Origin of the sequence: Compostibacter hankyongensis, assembly GCF_039541075.1 — a bacterium.
Lineage (GTDB): Bacteria > Bacteroidota > Bacteroidia > Chitinophagales > Chitinophagaceae > Compostibacter > Compostibacter hankyongensis.
The window spans coordinates 99288-122483 of the sequence record NZ_BAABFN010000002.1; the positions used below are offsets into that span (position 1 = coordinate 99288).

The following is a 23196-nucleotide window of genomic DNA, read 5'->3' on the forward strand; positions in this document are numbered from 1 at the left end:
TCATACAAAAACAGATATGATGAAAAAATTTTCGATTCAATATGTGACCGGTCTGTTGCTGTCCTGCCTGATCTTCCAGGGCTGTAGCAAAGATTTCCTGGAAGCGGATCCCAGGGGCACGCAGGTCGAGTCCAACTATTATAAGAATGCGGCGGAAGCCTTTAACGGCCTGGTGGCGGCTTATGATCCTATGGGATGGGAGGGAGGCATAAATGCCTATGCCAATTTTGCCTGTCTGGAAGCTGCGGGTGACGACTGCGACGGTGGCGGAGGCAGCTCCTCCGATGTGCCCTACCTGAACACCTGGGACAGCTATCATGTGGATGCGGCCAATGGCCCGCAGCTGGATTTCTGGCAAAAGGATTTTGCCGGCGTTTCCCGTGTGAATACCATCCTCCAGAAGCTGGATGCCGATATCCCGGATCTGACGGAGGCCGTGAAGAAAAGGTATGTTGCCGAGGCGCATTTCCTGCGGGCATATTATTATTTTGAGCTGGTGCGGCTGTTCCGGAATGTTCCGCTGTTTACTGCGCCGCTATCCAAAGAAGAGATTTACCAGGTAGAGCAAGCCACGCCGGACTCCGTATATATGCAGATCGAGTCGGATCTGATGACCGCTATTGCCGCGCCGGAGCTTCCCGATACCGTACCTGCCGCCACGGAAGGCGGACGCATCACGAAAGGCGCCGCACATGCCCTGCTGGGTAAGGTATATCTCTATGAGAAAAAATGGGAGGCGGCGGCAAAGCAGTTTGCGGAGGTGAACGGAACCCCGGGGGGCACCAGCAAATATGGTTATCATCTGCTGGCCGACTTCAGCAAGATCTTCCGCCCGGACAACCCGTTCAATACCGAGTCTATCCTCGAGATCACCCATACCTCTATTGCAGCCTCCGGCTGGGGCAACACTTCCAAGGTAGAAGGATTTATAGCTTCTACCATGTTCGGCCCCAGAAGCTACAGCGGCCCGCTTTATTACTCGGGCTGGGGCGGATGCCCGGTGACCAAGGAACTTTTTGACGTTATCCATTACGATCCCCGGTATGGCACCACCATATCCGACGTGGACAGCCTGGTAAAGCTGGACCTCGCCAGCTATGTCCCCGGCTATCAGAATACCGGTCATTTTGTAAAGAAGTTTGCTCCCTTGGAGGAATTTAAAAATACCAGCGCCGGTCCGCCTACCATCAACTATCCGCAGCACTATATCGAGATACGTCTGGCCGATACCTACCTCATGGAAGCCGAAGCGCTGGTACAGAGCGGCGGGGATATGACGCGGGCAGGCGCCCTGCTGAATGCCGTGCGGGCCAGGGTGGGACTGTCGCCGGTTACCCCCACGCTGGAGCATATCTATAACGAACGCCACCTGGAGCTGGCCACGGAAGGTCACCGCTGGTACGACCTGGTGCGTACGGGCAGGGCGGCGCAGGTGCTGGCCTCCAAGGGATTTGTGGCCGGTAAGAACGAATTGCTGCCCATACCGCTGCCGGAGCTGAACAATACCAAGCTGGTACAGAATCCGGGTTATTAAGCCCCGGTGTCCCTCAACTCCCTAACCCTCTAAAGGGGGAAAGGTGAAAAAGAGAAGGGTGCCCCCGAGGCCCCTGAAAGGGGAGGCGAAGGGTAAAAGATTAAGGGTAAAAGGTAGAAGTTGGGGCCCCCACCTGAAGGAGGAAATGAGGTAAAAGGCGAAAGGTAAAAGGGGAGAGGTGAATGGAGAGAGCGAGAACGTAAATAGGCGGGCGATCATTAAAAAGGTAAAAGACTAACGGATGAAAAATACTGCTCTGCCGGGAATGCGGGCGGCGCTGAGCCTGGTGCTTGTGCTTATGGCCGCTACGGCCGGCGCTCAGTCAATATGGAAGGAAGGACTGCTGTCCTATATTCATACCAGGCTGGAAAAAAGCGACGGGGGCTATGGCTGGGAAGATCAGCCTGATTCGCATCTTACCCCCACCTATGCCGTTACCGGCATCCTCAACGATATCGGCGCATTACCGGAGAACAAAGCCGCGCTTGCCGCCTTTATCCTTACCCATCATCCGCAGCACGGTCCCAACCACGAGGCCGGTCCCAGCGGTGCGGAGATGCGCAACCTCGTTTACCAGCAGATCAGGGCCATCCGCTGGCTGGGCGGCGATGTCAGCAGCTTTAGGGAGCCGGTAAGCCAATGGCGTTCCCAGGCCGGTGATATCGCCAATTATGAAAAGCACGGCTATCCCGTGCTGATACAGGATATGATGACGCCGGTATGCCGCGATTTGCTGGGCCTTCCACATCCGGACCGGGACTCCGTCCTGATCTATCTCCAATCCCGCCGCCGGAAGAACGGCAGCTTTAATAACGCGCCTGCGGCTGACGGCGGGGATGGCAATGTGCTGAATACCTACTGGAGCATATACGTACTGCATATCCTCGGGAAAAGCGAAACCCAAAAGCAGGCAACCATAACCTGGGTCCGGAATTGCCAGCTGGCCGACGGCGGCTTTACCCATCAGCCGCACCCGCTGATCGGGGCCAATGACGAGGTGGCCTATACCTGGGCGGCTGTAAAGACCCTGCAGCTGCTATCGGCAGCTCCTGCCGACAGGGATGCCTGTATCCGCTACCTGCTTTCCCTGCGAAACGCCGACGGCGGTTTCGGCAACCGGCCCGGACTGCCCTCCACACCCATATCCACGTATTATGCGGTGGATGCTTTAAAGACCTTGAATGCTTTTTCGGCGCTGGATACGGCAAAAACGGTCCGGCAGCTTCCGCCGGATGATACTGCTGATCTTTCGGGTCTGAAGGTATTCACGGTGCAGTTCGAAGCCCAGGGGTCGGGTAGTCCGGAAGAAGCGGTGGAGCTGGCAGACAGCCTGCATATCCAGCTTTGGGGATCCAAAAACGGACCGGCGGGATGGACGGCGGCGGCCCAGCGGATCGCAGACCGTAAAAAGGTACCCGTGACTTTTTTTACCACCGACGAGCCCTATGGAAAAAATGTAACGATAACGGGCATGGGAACCTTTAGTCATATCCTCGATTTCATCGCCCCCGCCGGCCTGGAGCTGCCGGATATCGGGGAGGACCCCGCCTGGGCGCAGTACCGGAAAAGATTTGTACAGCCGCTGCTGGATCATGGCGGCGCCCTGCTCTTACAGATATCCAACAACGAGCCGCTGGCCCGGATGCTGCTGGACGAGTCGGTAAAGCGCAAAGGATATGCGGCCATCAGCACGATACACTTTATACAAAACTTTCTGTTCTGGAATCCCTATCTGTACCAGTACCGGTACCAGTATCCCTTCGTGGCTTTACAGGATGCCCATGGTACCGAAGCCTGGTGGTGGTCTGATGAGCTTACTGCGTATCGCACCCTTTTCCTGGGCAATGCCCCTACCTATGCGGAAATGATGAAGGCCCTGAAGGCCAACCGGGTGGTGGCGGTGCGGCATGATTCGCTCACCGGTTATAAGACCCGGATGCTGGGCGGAGCCCCCGGCGTACAGGCCTATATCAAGGCCCGGCAGGACAAATGGAAATGGTGGAGCGGAAAAGACCCTGCAGTTCCGGAACGCCCCTGGGCGATCATTACCATGGTTACCCCTGCAGACTCCTTTGAGGCGGCGCGGCCTGATACGGGAATGGCTATACGCATCCGCTGCTGGTGGCAGGCCACCCGCCCGGTGCTGCGGAGGCCCCTGGTGACGCTGCAGGAGCTGCGCATTGACGGCACGCCGGTCAAGCCGCTGTATGTAGAGAAAAAGGACCGGCGCGGCAGGCTTACAGACAGTTACTATCTCTATACCGTCCCCGCTCCGCGGGAAAAGAAGTATGAGATCAGCGCTATCCTCATGCGGAAGGAAGACGGAGCGCAGCGTGTAATTAAGCGCACTTTATATTATAGCTGGTAACCGGAGAACAGGACCGCGACGGCCGCATCAGAAGGACCTTAACAAAACAGGGAAATGATCAAACAGTATTTTTTCAAAAAAGGATTGCTGGTCCTGCTGACCTTTGCTTTGGGGATAAGCGACGCCCAAGCACAGACCGCAAAGCAGGGGAGATACAATGTAATCTTCATACTGAGCGACGACCACCGGTACGACTTTATGGGTTTTATGCATAAGGTCCCCGGGCTGAAAACGCCGAACATGGATCGTCTTGCGCTTGAAGGCGCCCATCTCCAGAATGCTTTTGTCACCACCTCGCTTTGCTCGCCCAGCCGGGCGTCCATTCTCACGGGACAATATGCCCATACCCACACCGTGGTGGATAACCAGGCGCCGATGCCGAAAGGACTGGTGTTTTTTCCGGAATACCTGCAGAAAGCGGGTTATCATACCGCTTTTCTGGGTAAATGGCATATGGGCAATACCAATGGGGCTCCCCAACCCGGCTTTGATGAATGGATCAGCTTTAAAGGGCAGGGCGTATACATGGATCCGGCGCTGAACATCAACGGCAAACCGGTAAAGAAGCAGGGATATATCACCGATCTGCTGACGGACTACGCGCTGGGCTGGCTGGATACCATCAGCCGGGACAAACCCTTCTTCCTCTACCTGTCGCATAAGGCGGTACATGCCATGTTCAATCCCGGGAAAAAATACGACGGCGTCTATAAGGACATGCCCATTATCTGTCCTCCTTCCATGTACCTGACCGCAACCGATTCCAGTCGCTACTACGGCAAACAAACCGGTCCGCAGACGCCGGTCAATTATGCCGACATCCCCGTTTGGGTCAGGCGTCAGCGTTACAGTTGGCACGGTGTGGATCATTTATATGACGGCAATATGCAGTTTGAAACCTTTTACCGTAAATATTGCGAGACCCTGCTGGGCATTGATGAAAGCATAGGCCGGGTATTGCAATGGCTGAAGGATCATCATATGGACAAGAATACGCTGGTTGTATATATGGGGGACAACGGTTTTCAGTTCGGGGAGCACGGACTGATCGACAAACGGGATATGTATGAGACCTCCATACGCGTGCCGCTGCTGGCGTGGTGCCCTTCGTTGATCCGGCCGGGCACAAAGGTGAAGCAGATGGTGGAGAATATCGACATCGCGCCTACGGTGCTGGACCTCGCCGGTATTGCAGAGCCGGCTCAGATGCAGGGTAAATCTTTTCTGCCCCTGCTCGAAGGAAAACAGACAGCCTGGAGAAAAGAGATATTTTATGAATACTACTGGGAATGGGCTTTCCCCATGACGCCGACCATATTCGGTATCCGGACCGATCGTTACAAGTATATCTATAACTGGGGCGTGTGGGATATTAACGAACTCTATGACCTGCAAAACGATCCTGAAGAAATGAATAATCTTATCCGGGACCCGAAGTACCATGCCATTGCCAAAAGCCTGAAAAAAGATTTGTGGGACTGGCTGGATAAAACCAAGGGGATGGAGATACCCCTGAAGAAAAATGACGCCAAACGCAATCATATTCCCTATCAGGATACCTACTAACCGCAAAAAAGCGTAAAGCGATAAAGGAAAAGGCCATGGAACAACAGACCAAACAGATATGTGCCATGCTGTTGCTCGGCGGCATGCTGGCGGCTTTTCTTCCTGCTGCCGGGCAGTCGGAAGACCCGCTTTCCCGGTATGGTATTTATGCCGGCAGCACACATGCCCATACCATTTTTACGCTGTCTCACGGTGCACAGTATGACCGTAAGCCGGGAACAAAAAAGATTCTTTTTGTCGACTCTTCCACCCATGTAAGCACAACCATAAATACCACACTGAAACCCGGATGGGAAAAATACCAGGGCCTGCCTGCCATGCACTATGCGTTAGCCAAAGACAATGGCTATGATTTCTATGTGACGGCGGACCATTCGCAGGAAGCCGGCTTTCATCCGACCAGCCCGCTCAGTGCAGCCTGGCTGGCCACGCAGGAGGAAGCGGATAAAGCAACGGACAGCTCGTTTGTCGCATTGCGGGGATATGAACATTCCGAAAACGACGGGCCGGGCGGAAAAGGGCACATCAATGTGATCAACAGCGCCACTTACATCAATGCGCTCGAACCGGGCATCGATCTTGCTTATTTCTACCGCTGGCTGGATACGGTTTCTGCGAACGGCGACGGCCCCGTCGTAGCCACCTTCAACCATCCCGGCGCCCGGCAGTATGACGACTGGTCGGGCCGGGAACCCGGGGTGACCGATGTGATCACCATGCTTGAAGTGATCAATTCGAATAATCACATTCATTATGCCGGCTTTATCAATGCCCTGGACAGGGGATGGAAGGTTTCTCCCGTTTGCGGGAATGATAATCACGGCACCGAAGGCATTGCCGATAACACTTCCCGCACCTTTGTATTGGCGGAGAAAAGAACAAAATCTGCCATACTGGAAGCCATGAAGCATCGAAGAACCTATGCTTCCCTGGAGCAGAATATCCGTTGCGCGTACACGGTAAATGACGAGATAATGGGCTCAACGCTGAAGCCGGCAGATACTTATCAGTTTGATATCGAGATCAGCGATCCCGATACGGGTAACCCCGGTGACCGGATCACGAAAGTGGATATCGTCAAAGACGGCGGTCAGGTGGTGCAGACCTATACTCCCGCTCCCGGTCATTCCGTCCGCTGGAAGCCGGTGATCCGTGATGCAGCCGCGAAATACTTTTTTGTCAGGATATGGAACGCCGGCGGCGGAGACGCTCCCCATGCGGATCCGAAAAAGCCCGTTGCCTGGCTGGCCCCGGTATGGACAGGAAAATAATAGGTAGGATGCCGACCGGTACAGACAGGCAAAAAACTTTCATGACGGATAGCGCAGAAATCTATATTTTGTTGCTGATTTTATCGTTATTTCACTCAGACCAAAATCATGAACAAACTCATCCTCGCTTTACTGTCCCTGACGGGTATGCTGGCCGGTTGCGCACAGCAGGAGCCTCACGGAGAATGGATATCCCTGTTTAACGGAAAAGACCTCGACGGCTGGACCGTCAAAATTGCCGGCTATCCCCTGAACGACAATTTCGCCAATACCTTCCGCGTGGAAGACGGTCTCCTGAAGGTCAGCTACGACGGTTACGACAGCCTGCTGAAAGGGCGGTACGGTCATATTTTTTACAAGCAGAAATACTCTGCCTACCTGATCGCGGTGGACTACCGGTTTTACGGCAGCCAGGTGAAAGACGGCCCCGGATGGGCCTATCTCAACAACGGGATCATGCTGCACTGCCAGTCTCCGCAGACGATGACGGTCAAGCAGGACTATCCCATTTCTATAGAGTGTCAGCTGCTGGGAAGCGACAGTATTGCAACTCGTACTAACGCTAACGTATGTACGCCAGGTACCGAAGTGGTCATCGGAGATCAGACAGCGCCCAGTCATTGTACCAACTCCGATTCCAAACCCAGTCCCGCCCACGAATGGACCCATGTGGAAGCCCTGGTGCTGGGCGACTCGATCATCAAGCATATCGTAGGTACGGATACGGTGCTGGTTTATAAGAAGCCCAGGGTCGGCGGCGGCACGGTAAATGACTATGATCCCGCCTACAAGAAAGACGGAACGCCCCTGAAGGAGGGATATATTGCCTTGCAGAGCGAAAGTATGCCGACAGAGTTCCGCGAAGTGAAGCTGTACAACCTGGAGCCTTATATGCACGATCCGGCAAAGCTGGCAGAGGTCATCCACCAGCTGCAGCACCGGAATGATCATTGAAAGCTTTCCCCGATTTCATTTTTAACGCCGTTTTCAGAAAAACCGAATGATGAAGAACAATTATAAAACAACCGGTATGACCCTCCTCGTTTCTGCGCTGCTCAGCCTGGTCCTGACGGCCTGCCAGGGAAATGGCACTGCCGGGGAAACCGCCGCCGCAGATACCAGTGCGAAGCCGAATATCATTCTGCTGTATGCAGACGATCTGGGTTACGGGGACATCAGCTGCAACGGCGCCACAAAAATACATACCCCCAATATCGACCGGCTGGCGGCCGAAGGACTGCGCTTCACCAACGGCCATGCCGCTGCGGCAACCTGCACACCTTCCCGTTATGCCATCCTTACCGGTGAATATGCCTGGCGTAAAAAGGGCACAGGCATCCTGCCCGGCGATGCCTCGCTGATCATCCCGCTGGACAGGGCCACGCTGCCGTCCATGCTGAAAAAAGCGGGTTATGCTACGGCCGCGGTAGGAAAGTGGCACCTGGGCCTGGGTTCGCAGGGCGAGCCGGACTGGAACAGCGAGATCCGTCCCGGTCCCAATGAAACGGGATTCGATTATGCTTTCTTTTTCCCGGCGACCGCCGACCGCGTGCCGACCGTGTTTATCGAAAATCATAAAGTGGTGGCCCTGGACTCCGCTGATCCGATAACCGTAAGCTATAAGGAAAAGGTGGGCGATGAGCCCACTGCCCGGGAGCATCCCGAGCTGCTGAAGATGAAATATTCGCATGGCCACGACGGTACGATCGTAAACGGCATCGGCCGCATCGGGTTTATGCAGGGCGGACAGCGCGCACGCTGGGCGGATGAGGAAGTGGAAGACGTGTTTACGGTAAAAGCGCAGGAGTTTATCGAAGATCACCGTACCAAGCCTTTCTTTTTGTACCTGGCCTTTACCGATATCCATGTTCCGCGTATGCCGGATACCCGGTTTAAGGGGAAAAGCGGACTGGGTTACCGCGGAGATGCCATCCTGCAGCTGGACTGGGCCGTGGGCCGGATTATGAAAACCCTGGATCAGCTGGGCCTCGCCAAAAATACCATTGTGCTGTTCACCAGCGACAACGGACCCGTGCTGGACGACGGTTATCAGGACGGAGCCGTGGAGATGGCCAACGGGCACAAGCCGGCCGGCGAAATGAGCGGCGGCAAATACAGTATCCTGGAAGGCGGAACCCGCGTTCCCTTTATTGTAAGATGGCCTGCCGCCATAAAACCGGGCGTATCCGATGCGCTGGTGAGCCAGGTAGACCTGCTGGCCTCTTTTGCCGCCTTTACCGGTCAGTCCCTGAATAGCGCCGATGCACCTGACAGCTACAATGTCATGGATGCCCTCACCGGAAAATCAAAACAGGGAAGGAGCACGCTCGTAGAGCAGGGCAACGGGCTGGCCCTGGTGGAGGGAAACTGGAAATACATTGCGCCGCACAAGGGACCCAAGATAGCCAAGAATGTGAACATAGCGCTGGGGAATGATATGCAGCCGCAGCTGTACGATCTGAAAAGCGACCTCGCGGAAAAGAACAACCAGGCTGCCGCCCAGCCCGACCGGGTAAAAGAAATGGCCGCGAAGCTTGAAAAGATCCGGTCAGATGGGCGCAGCCGCAAATAATCTTCAGTTAACAGCCCGCCGGTACTGCCGTACAGGCGCCGGAAAAATAAAATAGTGCCCGGCTTTAGGGTATCTTCCCCGAAAGGGAACTTTGATAGAAGAAAACAGCATACCATAATAACAAAGGCGATGCGGGAACCGTATGGGGATACGCCGAAGCACGCCTGCCATTTTGAGATTGCTTATCCTTAAAACCGTGCGTCAGCATGAAGAAAAATTTCAGGTACGCGGCAGCGAAGGGCTGTCGCTATGCCGTATTGATCTCCTGGATCATTACAGCCGCCGTAGCGCAGTCAGCCGCAAAGGAAAACCATACCCAAAAGCCCGATCCGGAAAAAATCTTTCTCTCGCTGGAGATAGCCCGTCAGCCGCTGGAAGCCGTCTTCAGGGATATTGAAAAAAAGACCCCTTTTCATTTTTTTTACAATGCCAGCAGCATCGACATACAGCAGCTGGTCAGCCTGCAGGTCAGCCGGAAATCTGTGACCTGGACGCTGCTGCAGCTTTCCGGTGAAACGGGGCTCGAATTTGAGCAGATCAACAATGCCTTCTCGGTAAGACCTGCCCGGCCGGCTCCGCCGCGCAATCAGGCAGCTGAAGCGCGTGCCCGGCAGCAGGAAACAGCCGCTTCCCCGCAGCCCGGCGCTGCTCCCGCGCTTCCTGCAGATACCCTTATAAAAGGTATGGTTACTGACAGTCGCAACACGCCGCTGGCGGGCGCTACCATACAGATAAAAGGTACGGCGCTGGGTGCCGTTACCGACGCCAAAGGACAGTTTTCACTCCGGGTTCCCCTGGGCGCTACGCTGGTGTTTTCCTCTGTAGGCTACGAACCGCAGACTGTGACCCTGAGCGGGAAGTTTTCGACTCATGTTGCCCTACTGCCCAACGCCAAAGGCCTGAGCGAGGTGGTCGTCGTGGGCTACGGCACACAGAAAAAGACCTCCGTCACCGCCGCCGTATCATCCGTAGGTGGGGATGAGATCGTCAAGGCCCCGGTCGCCAATGTCAGCAATACGCTGGGCGGCAGGGTATCCGGCGTGCTCTTTCGGCAGAACAGCGGAGAGCCGGGCAGCGACGCGGATGAGATACACATCCGCGGCATCGGCACCACCGGGAATGCGGGTCCCCTGGTGGTGGTGGACGGCATTCCGATGAATTACAACCAGCTCAACCCCAACGAAGTGGCCAGCATTACCGTGCTTAAGGATGCAGCAGCGGTGGCCCCTTACGGTCTGGCCGGCGCCAACGGCGTGATCCTGGTCACCACCAAGAGAGGGAAGGCCGGCACCTTTGCCTTTAACTACGACGGATATTACGGCTTTCAGCAGCCCACCGCCATCCCGGAATACCTGGACGCCTACGGCTATGCCAGCGCCCTCAATACCGCAAACAAGAACGTAGGGCTGCCGGCCGCCTATACCGACGAGCAGCTGCAGAAATTCAGGGACGGCAGCGATCCCGATCATTACCCCAATACGGACTGGGTGCACCGCATCCTCAACTTCCAGGCGCCCATGACCCGGCATACCCTGTCGTTTACCGGGGGAACACAAAAGGTCCGCATCTACAGCAACCTGGGCTATCTGTATCAGGAAGGCGTAGTGAAGGTCATCAACTTCAAACGGTATAACATGACGGTGAACGTGGATGCGGACGTAACGCCCACCACCACCGTTTCCCTCGATATCAATGCCGCACTGACCAAAAGTCATAAACCGGGCGGCGCTTCGGGCAAAGGCATCTTTACCGATGTCACCGAGATACCGCCGATCTTTCCCCTGCAATACAGCAACGGTCAGCCGGCGCACCAGATGCTGCCTTCGCTGTATGAAAGCGGGTATAACAAAGACAAGAGCAATATCTTTAACGGCAAGCTGCAGATCGAACAGCGCATTCCCTTTGTTCCGGGTCTGTCGCTGAAAGGAGTATATGCCTATAATAAAAGCTATCACCTGGATAAAGCCTGGCAGCTGCCGCTTACCTTTTACAGCCTGGATGCATCGGACCAGCTGGTTCCGCAGCATGCGGGACCGCCCACGCCTACGTTGTCGGAAGCCTTTGGCGAAGGACAGCAGATCACCATGCAGGGATATGTGACCTATCACCGCACTTTTGGAAAACACGATATCAGCCTCCTTGGCGTATACGAAAACCGGCCGGCCATATTCGATACGCTGACGGCAGCCCGGATCAACTATGCCGTGAACATGGACGAGCTTTCCCTCGGCAGCAGTGATAAGAATGATTTTGATAACGGAGGCTCCTCTGCAAAGGGAGCGCAGATCGGCTGGGTATACCGGCTGAGCTATGCCTATGCGGGCAAGTATCTCGCCGAGCTCACCGGCCGGTACGACGGCCATTATTATTTTGCTCCCGGAAAACGATATGCGTTTTTCCCGGCGGCCTCCCTGGGATGGCTGCTTTCGGAAGAGCCCTTTCTCCGGGATAACTTCTCCTGGATCGATAACCTCAAGCTCAGGGGCTCTTACGGCAAATCGGGCAACCTGGCCGGCGGCCCCTTTCAGTACCTGACGGCTTACGGACTGGGAAGCAGCTATGTCTTCGGTGGCACCGCCCCTTACCAGGTGCAGGGGATTTTTGAAAATGCCCAGCCCAATCCCAACATCACCTGGGAAACGGCGAAGAAGGCCGATATCGGGCTGGATGCCCTGCTATGGAATGGCAAGCTTGGGTTCAGCCTCGACTATTTCCGCGAAAAAAGATCGGATATGTTGCTGAAGCCTACCGCTACCGTGCCCGCAGAATATGGTATCGGCATTTCACAGGTCAACGCCGGGGTGATGGAAAATGCGGGCATCGACTTCAGCGTCACCACCGAGCAGCGGCTGACCCATGATCTGCGGCTGAATGCCGCCTTTAACTTTACTTATGCCCGCAACAAGCTGATCCAGACTTTCGAGACCCCGGCCACCTATAACAACCCCAACCGGCGGCAGACCGGCCGGCCCCTGGATACCCGCTTCGGCCTGGAATCGCTGGGACTGTATCAGCAGAGCGATTTCGATGCCGACGGCAACCTGAAAGAAGGCGAGGCGGTGCCGACCTACGGACCCGTTGCTCCCGGCGATATCAAATATGCCGACCTCGCCGGCCCCGCCGGACCGGACGGTAAACCTACCGGTCCCGACGGCAAGATCGATATCAACGATTATACGGTGATCGGCAAGCCCCTGTTTCCCGAGATCATCTTCGGGCTGAACGCCGATCTCAGCTGGAAAGGTCTCTCCCTGTCCATGCTCTGGCAGGGCGCTGCCGGTGCGGATATTTACCTCGGCAATGAGCTGGCCTATCCTTTCTTTAACCGCGCGAAGATCGCCAAATACCAGATGGATTACTGGACCCCGGATCATACGGACGCCGCCTTCCCGCGGCTGGTGCCTTCGGTAACCACCAATAACTCGCAGGAGTCTTCCTTCTGGGTAAGAAACGGGACCTACCTGCGGCTGAAAACGCTGGAGCTGGGCTATGCCCTGCCGCCGGCTGTGCTGGAGACGATTAAGCTGAAGTCTGTACGGGTATACCTGTCCGGTCAGAACCTGCTTACTATCCGGCAGTTCAAATACATGGACCCCGAGCTGGGCGACGATAACCGGGGGCGGTATTATTACCAGCAGAAAGTATATGCGTTCGGGTTAAATATCGGTTTTTGATTTTATGAAAAAGGTAAAGATGAATATGATGAAATCATATCTGGCGCTGTTCCTGCTGGGAGCAGTACTGGCCTCCTGCAGCGAAAAAGATTTGGATATCCTGCCTTCCGATCAGCTGAGCGATGCCACGGTCTGGACGGATTCTTCTTCGGCCAACCTGTTCCTGAATGATATCTATAACAGTCTCAATGCAGGGCCCTATGGCTCAAGCTGGCTGAACCTGCCTACGCAGATCGGCAACGACGGACTGGATGACTATACCGACGATGCTACTTACGGCGCGGCCAGCGGAACGCCCTCCTACCAGCTGTTTGACAACAGCAGCTACGGTCCTTCCAACCTGCTTTTTACCAACACCTGGAAGATCATGTATGCCAATATCCGGAAATGCAACCTGATGATCCAGAAAGTGAGTGCTTCGGATTTTTCGGACGCCACCAAGCGGGTCATGGTCGCCCAGGCCCGTTTTCTCAGGGTATATTTCTATAAAACCCTGATCGACCTGTATGGGGGGGTACCGTTGATCACCAAGGTGCTGGACAACAATACGGGCGCTGATTCCCTTTTTTATCCGCGGAGCACTTATCCCGAGTGTGTGGCCTTTATCCAGTCTGAATGCACCGCTGCTGCGGCCGACCTTCCGCAGCAATGGACCGGCAAGGATGTAGGCCGCGCTACCTGGGGCGCCGCCATGGCCCTGAAAGGAGAGGAAGAGCTGTATGCCGGCAAATGGCAGGATGCCGCTGCCACCAACAAGGCTATCATGGATGCCGGCGTCTACGCGCTTTTCTCCGATTATGCCGGCCTGTTTTATGCGGACCATGAAAACAATGAGGAAGTGATCTTTGATATACAGTTTGCCCCCAATGTCCGTCCCAAGCATATCAACCAGTACTGGGGAGTGGTAGAGGTATCCAAAGGCGGCGGCTGGGGCAACTGCGATCCTACCCAGGACCTGGTGGACTGTTATGAGTATCTCGATGGAAAAACGGCAGGAGAGGGATCGGCGCAGTATGATCCGGATCATCCCTATGCCCATCGTGACAAACGGTTTTACGCCTCCGTTATATACGACGGTTCCATATGGCGCGGCAAGACGATCTATACTCGCCTCGGCGTTCCCAACAATCCCAATGAGATCAACATCACCGGCAAGAGCGGGAACACCGGCCGCACCGGTTATTTTATGAAGAAGCTCCAGGATTCCACCATCGCCTCCACGCCAAGCGACCTGGACGGCACCAATGTGATCGTGTTCCGCTATGCGGAGGTATTGCTGAATTATGCCGAGGCCCAAAACGAAGCGGCGGGTCCGGATGCTTCCGTCTACAGCGCTTTGAACGAAATCCGCGGGCGCGCCGGTCTGCCTTCGCTGCCGGAAGGGCTGGATCAAAACGCCATGCGGGAACGCATCCGGCGCGAGCGCCGTGTAGAGCTGGCCTTCGAGGGAAAGCGGTTTTATGATATCCGGCGCTGGAAGACCGCAGCAGACATCTTCAGCCGCCCCATCCATGGCATGAAGATCACGGAAGTAAGCGGTAAATTGCGCTATGAAAAGATCGAGGTACGCAAGGTAACCTTTGATGCGCCCAAAAATTACCTGATGCCGGTGCCGCAGTACGCCATCGATCAGAATCCAAAGCTTACCCAGAACCCGTCCTATTGATAAAAGACACCTATTGCAAAAGCCGCCCTGAGAACCGGCGGATCATCGCCAATATTGTAAAAATCATGAAGACCATGCGGATACCCATCAGACGATTTTTGTTCCTGGCCGGTTTATTTTTACTGACCTTGCAAAGCTACGGACAGCAGAAGCCCAACATCATCCTGATCCTTGCCGATGACCTGGGCTATGGCGACCTGGGCTGTTATGGACAGCGGATGATCAGTACGCCGCATATCGATTCGCTGGCTGCCGGCGGGATGCGTTTTACGAATTACTATGCGGGATGCAGCGTCTGTGCGCCCTCCCGGGAAGCGCTGCTTACCGGCCGTCATACCGGTCATACCTATATCCGGGGTAATTTCCTGACCGACGATGAGGAGGACCCTGCCATGCCGGATGAAAAACAAACGGTGGCCGAGCTGATGAAAAGCGCCGGCTACCGTACGGGGCTCTTTGGAAAATGGGGCCTTGGCGGGGAAGGTCACGGCCCGGAAACCCAGGGGTTCGACAGCTCATTCTGTTACCTGGACCAGATAAAAGCCCACAATTACTATCCGCCCTATCTTTATGAAACCGGGCGGCGGGTCATGTTGCCGGGCAATGCCGGTGAGGCCCGCGGCACTTACAGCCATGATCTTTTTGCGGAAAAAACACTGGACTTTATCCGCGGCAGCAAGCCCGGAGCGGATCCGTTTTTTCTTTACCTGCCCTATACCATTCCCCACGGCGCCTATACGCTGCCTCCGGATACGCCTTATGCGGCAAAAGACTGGCCGCAGCAATTCAAGGTTTACGCCACCATGATCTCGAAGCTTGACCGGGATGTGGGCCGCATCGTGCAGCTGCTCCGGGAGAAAGGTCTTGCCGACAATACGATTATCTTTTTTGCCAGCGATAACGGGGCCAACATGGGATTTGCCCGCTTCTTCGGGAGTAACGGAAAATTCAGCGGCTCTAAGTTCGGGTTGTATGAAGGCGGTATCCGCGTACCGCTGATCGCTTACTGGCCGGGCAAGATCCGGCCCGGGCAGGTATCATCGCATGTTACCGCAGCCTGGGACTTTTTACCCACCCTTTGCCAGCTGAGCGGCACCCGCGCGCCCCGAAATATAGACGGTATTTCTTTTTTGCCGGCGTTGAAAAACAGCAGGCAGCCCGAGCACCCTTTTCTCTACTGGGAATATTACAATTATAATTACAACTGGTATAAGCCGGGCAACAAGCTGCCGCGAAACTACCTGCTGAATGCAGCGGTACGTTACGGAAAGTGGAAGGCCATCCGGGACAACCTCCTGGAAAATCCGGATGCTCCCGTTCAGCTTTATGACCTGGAAACGGATCCCGGCGAGAAAAAAGATGTGGCCGCGCAACATCCGGATGTCGTAGCGCGGGTTCAGCGGTTTTTCCGTTCATCGAGCATAGCCGATCCGCCGTATTTTCCCTATGCACCGGATACCGCTGCCCCTTTGCACGTTTTCAGGGTGAGCAGCCCCGCGGAAACAAAGGCGCTGCTGCATTACACGCCCGATCGCATTCCTTTTGTCAGCTCCCACCGCGGCGGCCCCACGCTGGGATATCCGGAGAATGCAATAGCTACCTTCCGGAACACGTTGCGGCATACCTGGTCCATCATGGAAATGGATCCGCACTATACCCGGGACAGCGCCATTGTCGTTATGCATGATCCGACGCTGGACCGGACCTCCACCGGCCACGGCAAAATATCCGATCATACCCTGGCCGAGCTGCAGCAGCTGCAGCTGAAGGATGTGCACGGCAATGTGACGCAATACAAGATACCGACCCTGGATGCCGTACTCGAATGGGCCAAAGGCAAAACGCTCCTCATCATGGACCAGAAAGATGTGAGCGTGGAAGTCCGTGCCCGCAAGATCATGGAGCATCATGCCGAGGCCAATGTGCTGATCATGGCCTATACTTTTGAAGATGCCCAAAAATGCTATGCGCTGGATAAGGATATCATGATGGAGGTGTTTATCCCGGACCGCGCCGCCGCCGAAAAATTTGAAAAGACCGGCGTACCCTGGAGCAATGTAGTGGCCTTTGTCACCCACGGCGAGCCGAAGGACAGCGGCGTATTCCGTTACCTGCACGAGCGCGGTGTAATGGCGATCCGGGGCAGCTCCCGGAATATCGACAAGCAGTATACCGGCGGAGAAATCAGTAAACAGGAATTGCTGGAAGGTTACCGCAGGATCATCCGCAGCGGCGCCGATATCGTAGAGGCCGACCTGGGCATCGAGGCCGGGCAGGGACTGGGGCCGATCCAGGTGATGCAGGGTACAAAGAAAAAGTTTTTTGATCATGCTGCTCAATAAACCCGTAAGCATGTTGGTGATCCGACTGCGTTTTATCCTTTTCTCAGGAGCTGTGTTCCTTTGTCTTACCGCCCGGGCCCAGCAGCACGCTACGGCAGGGCAGCAGCGCGTACCCCTGCGGTCGCAGCAGGGCCTGTCCCGGCCGAAGCTGGTAGTAGGCATCGTGGTGGACCAGATGCGTTGGGATTATCTGTACCGGTATTACGGAAAATATGGGGAAGGCGGCTTTAAAAGGCTGCTGACGGAAGGTTTCCGTTGTCAGAACACGTTTATCAATTACCTGCCCTCGGCGACTGCGGTCGGACATTCCACGATCTTCACCGGCTCGGTGCCGGCCATCGACGGCATTGCCGGTAACGAATGGATCGACCAGCGTACGGGCAGGAAATGGTACTGTACGGAAGATACCACCGTACAGACGGTAGGCAGCGATTCAAAGGAAGGAAAGATGTCGCCCCGCAATCTGCTGGTCTCCACCGTCACCGATGAGCTGCGGCTGGCCACTAACTTCCGGTCCCGCGTGGTCGGCGTTTCCCTGAAGGACCGGGCCGCCATCCTGCCGGCCGGGCATACCGCCAATGCCGCTTTCTGGTTCGACAATACCTCGGGCAGCTTTATCAGCAGCACCTATTATATGCAGTCGCTCCCGGCTTGGGTAAAGGCCTTCAATGCCCGTAATCTGCCGGCGCAGCTGACTGCCGGAGGATGGCATACGCTTTATCCCCTCGCGGAATATACCGAAAGCACGCAGGACAGCGTCGCCTGGGAAGGACATCTCGGGGGAAAAGCTGCTCCGGTTTTTCCCTATGATATCGCCGGAAAATACCGGCATAATCACGGGATCATCCGCTCTACCCCCTTTGGGAACACGCTCACGCTGGACTTTGCCCGCGCTGCCGTGGACGGCTACCGCCTGGGACAGGAAGGAGCTACTGATTTCCTCACCATCAACTGCGCATCTACGGATTATGCAGGGCATATGTTCGGACCCAACTCCATAGAGGTGGAGGACGTGTACCTGCGTCTGGATAAGGACCTGTCCGCCTTCTTCCGTTTCCTGGATGAAAAGATCGGCAAAGGCAATTATCTCGTTTTTCTGACGGCGGACCATGGTGGTGCGCATGCGGAAGGGTTTATGAAAGCGCATCATATGCCGACAGGCTTCTGGGATGAAGACCTTACCGCAGATCTCAATACCCTGCTTGAAAAAAGATACGGCGTGAAGGAGCTGGTGCGGAAGGACGGCAATATTGGCGCCAGTTACCAGATCAACTACGACCGGGGAAAGATCGCCGCCCATCACCTCGACTTTGAGCAGATAAAAAAGAGTACGGTGGCTTTTCTGCGCGGGCAGCCGGGTATCCTGTATGCCGAGGACATGATGCATATCGGCGACGCGCCGGTGCCGGCGGTGCTGAAGGAAGCCATGATCAATGGCTATCACGCTGCCCGGAGCGGCCCCGTGCAGGTTATCCCCGCCACCGGATGGCTGGCGGCGTATAGCCGTACCGGTACCACGCATGGCGGATGGAATCCTTACGATACCCATATTCCCCTGATCTTTATGGGATGGGGCATATCGCCGGGATATACCCACCGTACCCTGCATATGACGGACATTGCGCCCACGCTGGCCGCCCTGCTGCATATCCAGCTGCCCAGCGGATGTATCGGCCGGCCTATCCTGCAGATCGCCGATCATTTTCAGCCGTCTGTTAACCGTTGAATCCCTAACTTTCAGAAATGCAACCGATGAACCTTTTATCCAAAGCCGTTTTCCGTACCGTTTCCACCCTCACTTTCTGTATGCTGCTCCTGCTGCTCAGCATTACCCGTCCCGCCACGGCCCAGAAAAAGCTGCAGCCTTCCGACTGGAAGCTGGCGGTACAAGCCTGGACCTTTCATGTATACACCTTTGCCGAAGCCCTGGATAAGATAGATTCTGCCGGGGTAAAATATGTGGAAGGGTTCCCCAACCAGGAGATCGGAGGCGGGGTGGAAGGAAAGATGGACTACCGCATGGATGCCGGAAAACGGCGCCGGGTACAGCAGCTGCTCCGGCGGAAGGGAATAAAGATGCTGTCCTATGGCGTGGTAAAGCCCAAGACCGACAGCGAATGGGTACAGCTGTTCCGGTTTGCCAGGGCAATGGATATCCGTAATATCGTCTCCGAGCCCGAAGAGCAGCAAATACCGCTGATCTCCCGGCTTTGCGATGAATACAGGATCAATGTAGCGATCCATGACCATCCCCGGCCTTCGCATTACTGGAACCCGGATATTCTGCTGGCAGCCATTAAAGAGGCCAGCCCCCGTATCGGCGCCTGTGCGGACATCGGCCACTGGCTGCGGTCCGGGCTGGACCCGGTGGAATGTATGCGGAAGCTGGAAGGGCATATCATTGAGTTTCATATGAAGGACCTGAACGAAAAAGGAGTGCGAAAGGCGCATGACCTTCCCTGGGGCACCGGTATCAGCAACCTGCCCGCCGTCATGCAGGAGATGAAAAAACAGCATTTCAAAGGAGTAGTATCCATAGAATACGAATACCATTGGGAAAATAACCTGCCGGAAGTAAAAGCCAGCGCAGCATATTTTAACAAGCAGAAACAGGCTTTGCTTAAATAAAACTCCGTATCTTCTCTACCAAAAACTACTGATGGAACAGAAAGATAACAAGCCCGCGCCGCTCACCCGGAGGGCCTTCATCGGCCGGACAGCGGCCCTTTCCGCCTTTATGATCGTGCCCCGCTATGTACTGGGCGGACGCGGCTTTACTGCCCCCAGCGACCGCCTGGCCCTCGGCTTTATCGGGAACGGCCGCCAGGGACACGGGCTGCTGCATTCCTTTTTACAGACCGGACAGGTGCAGGTGCTGGCCAACTGCGACGTCTATACGGCAAAACGCGAGCATTTTAAAAACCAGGTAGACGCCTTTTATGCAAAACAATCCGGACAAAACGGCTACAAGGGCTGCACCGCCTACAACGATTTCCGGGAGCTGCTGGGCCGTAAGGACATCGACGCTGTAGTGGTGGCTTCGCCGGATTTCTGGCACAGCGTGCATGTGGTGTATGCCGCAGAAGCCGGAAAGGATATTTATGGCGAGAAGCCGCTCTCCCTGACGGTGCGGGAGGGTCGGGCCATGGTCAATGCCGTACGGAAACACAAACGGATATTTCAGACGGGCAGCATGCAGCGTTCCTGGCCGGAATTCCGGCAGACAGTAGAGCTGGTCCGCAACGGCTATATCGGAGATATCCGGACGGTGAAGGTAAGCGTCGGGGGCCCGCCGGTGCCGTACGACCTGCAGGGGGAGCCCCTGCCCGCGGGGCTGGACTGGAACTTCTGGCTCGGGCCGGACGAACATTATCCTTATAACAATCGCATTGCTCCCGCACTGGATGCCAACTTCTGGGCCGAATGGAGAAAATACCGGGAATTCGGAGGCGGCGATATGACGGACTGGGGCGCTCATATGTTTGATATTGTGCAGTGGGCGCTCGATAAAGACAGCAGCGGACCGGTGGACATCATTCCGCCGGATGGGAAAGACCATCCCTTCCTGACCTATCGCTATGACAATGGTATTACGGTTACCCATGAAGACTTCGGCAAAGCGCATGCGGTCCGGTTTATCGGATCAAAAGGGCAGATCGATATCCGCCGGCACAAGCTCGAGACCACTCCCGATTCGCTGAAGGATAAGGTGATCGGTCCGGATGAAAAACGGGTATATAAGAGTGAAAATCATTATACCAACTGGCTGGATGCTATCCGTAAGCGCAGCCTGCCGGTATGTGATATTGAAACGGGTCACCGCTCCGCCACCGTATGCAACCTGGGCAATATCGCCTATGCCGTCAAACGTCCCCTGAAATGGGACCCGGTGAAGGAGACCTTTAAAAACGATCCGGATGCGGACAAGCTCCTCGGAAGGAAGATGCGGAAGGAATGGGATAGAGGCCAAAGGTAAAGGGTGAAAGGCGAAAGGTATATAGTTTAAAGTCCAAGTTTAACGTCTAAGGTTGACTGCCTGGAATGAAACTTTGAACTTTAAACCTTAAACAACCGGAAAGGCGCAACGTGATGTTCAAACATATTATACTATCGGGCTGTCTGCAGAGCCTGTTTTGCCTGCAGCTGTTTGCACAGCAGCCTGCAGAGACGCCCCCCAATATCATCCTGATCCTCGCGGATGATATGGGTTACGGCCAGCTGGGCTGTTACGGTCAGCAGATCGTACGCACGCCGAACATCGACACCCTCGCCGCCCGCGGCATCCGGTTTACCGGTTATTATGCCGGCTGCAGCGTGTGTGCCCCTTCCCGGGAAGCCCTGATGACGGGAATGCATACCGGACACACCGCTATCCGGGGCAACTTCAGACTGGCGGTCGACGACGGCAACCTGCCCATGGCCGCAAACCATCCCACCCTTGCGGAGTATCTGAAATCACAGGGATACCGTACGGCCCTGTTTGGCAAATGGGGCGTCGGGGATTCTCTGACCGGCCCCGGCAGCCGCGGCTTTGACGAGTCGCTTTGCTATATGGACCAGATGAAGGCCCATAACTATTATCCGCCCTACCTGTGGAAAGACGACAAAAGACTACCCCTGGAGGCCAATGAAGGAGGCAGACACGGCGTATACAGCCATAGTCTTTTTGTGGAAAAGACATTGGAATTCATCCGTAAAAGCCGGCCCGGGCAGCCCTTTTTCCTGTATCTGCCCTATACCATCCCGCACGGCGACTATATGCTGCCGCCGGACACGCCGTATATAAAGCAGCCCTGGCCGGAGGCGCTGAAGACCTATGCCACGATGGTATCCCTGCTGGACCGTGATGTGGGACGTATTCTCAGTCTGCTCAAGGAAAAAGGGTTGGCAGAAAATACCCTGATCTTATTTACCAGCGATAACGGCGCCAACGCCGGACCGGCAAAGCTGTTCCGCGCCAACGGCCCCTTTCGCGGGGCAAAGCTGAGCCTGTACGAAGGGGGTATCCGGGAGCCGTTTATTGCCTGTTGGCCGGCCAGGATAAAGGCCGGACGGGTAACGCGGCATGTGACCGCAGCCTGGGACCTGCTGCCTACGCTCTGTCAGATCGCGGGCGTGCGGCCTTCCGTTCCTGTCGACGGTATTTCTTTTCTCCCGGCGCTGCTGGGCAAAGGGCAACAGCCGCAGCACCCCTTTTTATACTGGGAGCTGTACGATTACAACTACAACTGGCAGAAACCGGGCAACCGCTTACCACGGAACTGGCTGCAGAGCCGGGCCGTCAGGATGGGAAAATGGAAAGGGATACAGAATAATGTATATAAGGACAAACAAGCTGCCATAGCGCTGTACGACCTGGAAAAAGATCCCGGCGAGCAGCATGATGCGGCTGCGGAACACCCGGATATCATAAGCCGGATAAAGACGATATTTGCCCGCAGCAGCACGCCGGATCCGCCCTATTTTCCCTATCGCGCGGTTCACAATTAATTAAAGGTGCCGCTTTCCGAAATTGTTTCCATGCGCTGGATTTTTTATTACTTTTGGACGGACACCTTGGCCGGACAGGCCGGGTGCGTGGGCAGGAAACCATCTTTCTATGACCGAACAGGATATCCGGAACTTAGCGCTGCAGGTGGCCGACGCTGATGATCAGCAGGCGTTCAGGATACTGTTCGATCATTATTACACACCGTTATTCCGCTTTGCCCAGTCTTTTGTAAAAAACAGGGAAGCCGCCGAGGAAATTGTGGAGGACCTGTTTGTCAATGTGTGGAGAAAGCGAACCCGGCTGCCGGCCATCAGTAATCTGAAGGTTTACCTTTACGTATCTGTCAGACATCTTTCCATTAATTATATAAACCGGTCTGGGGACTCCTGTACGGACAGTCTGGAGCAAACCGATATGCACTGCGCCACCCTGGTGCCGACACCGGAGGATCTGATGGTGGCCACGGAAACGCTGCATCGTATCAACCGCGCGATTCATGACCTGCCCCCGCAATGCCGCCTTATCTACAAGCTTACGAAGGAAGACGGCCTGCGCTACCGGGAGGTGGCCGATATCCTGAATATTTCGCCCCGTACCGTGGAAAACCATGTGGCTGCGGCCCTGCGAAAGATCGCGGCGGCGATAAGCATAGATCTGAAAACCGGGGCTGCGGTCGTCAGCCGCTGACACTCCATATCGCCTGCCCGGCATC

The 23196-nt window shown here is 55.5% G+C and carries 14 protein-coding genes; all 14 read left to right on the top strand.

What is annotated here, in order from left to right:
- The first annotated feature begins 19 nt into the window (after positions 1-19).
- The 14 genes from ABD851_RS05360 to ABD851_RS05425 all read left to right on the top strand — a co-directional run bounded on the left by ABD851_RS05360 (position 20) and on the right by ABD851_RS05425 (position 23171).
- Complete coding sequence (locus ABD851_RS05360; protein WP_344976613.1) at positions 20-1534, top strand: RagB/SusD family nutrient uptake outer membrane protein; 1515 nt, start codon at positions 20-22, stop codon at positions 1532-1534.
- A gap of 241 nt (positions 1535-1775) precedes the next feature.
- Positions 1776-3902: a prenyltransferase/squalene oxidase repeat-containing protein gene (locus tag ABD851_RS05365; RefSeq protein ID WP_344976616.1), complete on the top strand. Its 2127-nt coding sequence runs from the start codon at positions 1776-1778 to the stop codon at positions 3900-3902.
- Between the two features lie 54 nt (positions 3903-3956).
- Positions 3957-5468, top strand: coding sequence for a sulfatase family protein (locus tag ABD851_RS05370; protein WP_344976619.1), 1512 nt, complete (start codon positions 3957-3959; stop codon positions 5466-5468).
- 35 nt (positions 5469-5503) lie between these two features.
- Positions 5504-6739 carry a CehA/McbA family metallohydrolase domain-containing protein gene (locus tag ABD851_RS05375; RefSeq protein ID WP_344976621.1) on the top strand — a complete coding sequence of 412 codons (1236 nt, stop codon included), beginning with the start codon at positions 5504-5506 and terminating at the stop codon, positions 6737-6739.
- Positions 6740-6847: 108 nt separating this feature from the next.
- On the top strand, positions 6848-7693 hold the full coding sequence (locus tag ABD851_RS05380) for a 3-keto-disaccharide hydrolase (protein ID WP_344976624.1): 846 nt from the start codon (positions 6848-6850) through the stop codon (positions 7691-7693).
- A 76-nt stretch (positions 7694-7769) separates the two neighbouring features.
- Positions 7770-9311 carry a sulfatase family protein gene (locus ABD851_RS05385; protein WP_344976627.1) on the top strand — a complete coding sequence of 514 codons (1542 nt, stop codon included), beginning with the start codon at positions 7770-7772 and terminating at the stop codon, positions 9309-9311.
- A gap of 206 nt (positions 9312-9517) precedes the next feature.
- The gene (locus ABD851_RS05390) at positions 9518-12985 is read left to right on the top strand and encodes a TonB-dependent receptor (protein WP_344976630.1); all 3468 of its coding nucleotides are present in this window, start codon (positions 9518-9520) and stop codon (positions 12983-12985) included.
- A 25-nt stretch (positions 12986-13010) separates the two neighbouring features.
- Positions 13011-14651, top strand: a complete 1641-nt coding sequence (locus ABD851_RS05395; RefSeq protein WP_344976633.1) for a RagB/SusD family nutrient uptake outer membrane protein — start codon at positions 13011-13013, stop codon at positions 14649-14651.
- Entirely contained in the window at positions 14648-16993 is a 2346-nt protein-coding gene (locus ABD851_RS05400) for a sulfatase-like hydrolase/transferase (protein ID WP_344976636.1), read from the top strand. Before ABD851_RS05395 ends, ABD851_RS05400 begins: the two co-directional genes overlap by 4 nt.
- A 10-nt stretch (positions 16994-17003) precedes the next feature.
- Positions 17004-18719, top strand: a complete 1716-nt coding sequence (gene pafA, locus ABD851_RS05405) for an alkaline phosphatase PafA (RefSeq protein ID WP_344976639.1) — start codon at positions 17004-17006, stop codon at positions 18717-18719.
- A gap of 26 nt (positions 18720-18745) precedes the next feature.
- Complete coding sequence (locus tag ABD851_RS05410) at positions 18746-19621, top strand: sugar phosphate isomerase/epimerase family protein (protein WP_344976642.1); 876 nt, start codon at positions 18746-18748, stop codon at positions 19619-19621.
- Positions 19622-19652: 31 nt separating this feature from the next.
- Positions 19653-20969, top strand: coding sequence for a Gfo/Idh/MocA family protein (locus ABD851_RS05415; protein ID WP_344976645.1), 1317 nt, complete (start codon positions 19653-19655; stop codon positions 20967-20969).
- Positions 20970-21082: 113 nt separating this feature from the next.
- Positions 21083-22483, top strand: coding sequence for an arylsulfatase (locus tag ABD851_RS05420; protein ID WP_344976647.1), 1401 nt, complete (start codon positions 21083-21085; stop codon positions 22481-22483).
- Positions 22484-22592: 109 nt separating this feature from the next.
- On the top strand, positions 22593-23171 hold the full coding sequence (locus tag ABD851_RS05425) for an RNA polymerase sigma-70 factor (RefSeq protein ID WP_344976652.1): 579 nt from the start codon (positions 22593-22595) through the stop codon (positions 23169-23171).
- The last annotated feature ends 25 nt before the right edge of the window (positions 23172-23196 follow it).

What these genes read in the sequence shown, in the direction of transcription:
- ABD851_RS05390 (WP_344976630.1), top strand. Translation starts at nt 9,518, where the DNA reads ATGAAGAAAAATTTCAGGTACGCGGCAGCGAAGGGCTGTCGCTATGCC.
- ABD851_RS05410 (WP_344976642.1), top strand. Translation starts at nt 18,746, where the DNA reads ATGAACCTTTTATCCAAAGCCGTTTTCCGTACCGTTTCCACCCTCACT.
- ABD851_RS05370 (WP_344976619.1), top strand. Translation starts at nt 3,957, where the DNA reads ATGATCAAACAGTATTTTTTCAAAAAAGGATTGCTGGTCCTGCTGACC.
- ABD851_RS05395 (WP_344976633.1), top strand. Translation starts at nt 13,011, where the DNA reads ATGATGAAATCATATCTGGCGCTGTTCCTGCTGGGAGCAGTACTGGCC.
- ABD851_RS05365 (WP_344976616.1), top strand. Translation starts at nt 1,776, where the DNA reads ATGAAAAATACTGCTCTGCCGGGAATGCGGGCGGCGCTGAGCCTGGTG.
- ABD851_RS05380 (WP_344976624.1), top strand. Translation starts at nt 6,848, where the DNA reads ATGAACAAACTCATCCTCGCTTTACTGTCCCTGACGGGTATGCTGGCC.
- ABD851_RS05375 (WP_344976621.1), top strand. Translation starts at nt 5,504, where the DNA reads ATGGAACAACAGACCAAACAGATATGTGCCATGCTGTTGCTCGGCGGC.
- ABD851_RS05385 (WP_344976627.1), top strand. Translation starts at nt 7,770, where the DNA reads ATGACCCTCCTCGTTTCTGCGCTGCTCAGCCTGGTCCTGACGGCCTGC.
- ABD851_RS05360 (WP_344976613.1), top strand. Translation starts at nt 20, where the DNA reads ATGAAAAAATTTTCGATTCAATATGTGACCGGTCTGTTGCTGTCCTGC.
- ABD851_RS05420 (WP_344976647.1), top strand. Translation starts at nt 21,083, where the DNA reads ATGTTCAAACATATTATACTATCGGGCTGTCTGCAGAGCCTGTTTTGC.
- pafA (WP_344976639.1), top strand. Translation starts at nt 17,004, where the DNA reads ATGTTGGTGATCCGACTGCGTTTTATCCTTTTCTCAGGAGCTGTGTTC.
- ABD851_RS05415 (WP_344976645.1), top strand. Translation starts at nt 19,653, where the DNA reads ATGGAACAGAAAGATAACAAGCCCGCGCCGCTCACCCGGAGGGCCTTC.
- ABD851_RS05425 (WP_344976652.1), top strand. Translation starts at nt 22,593, where the DNA reads ATGACCGAACAGGATATCCGGAACTTAGCGCTGCAGGTGGCCGACGCT.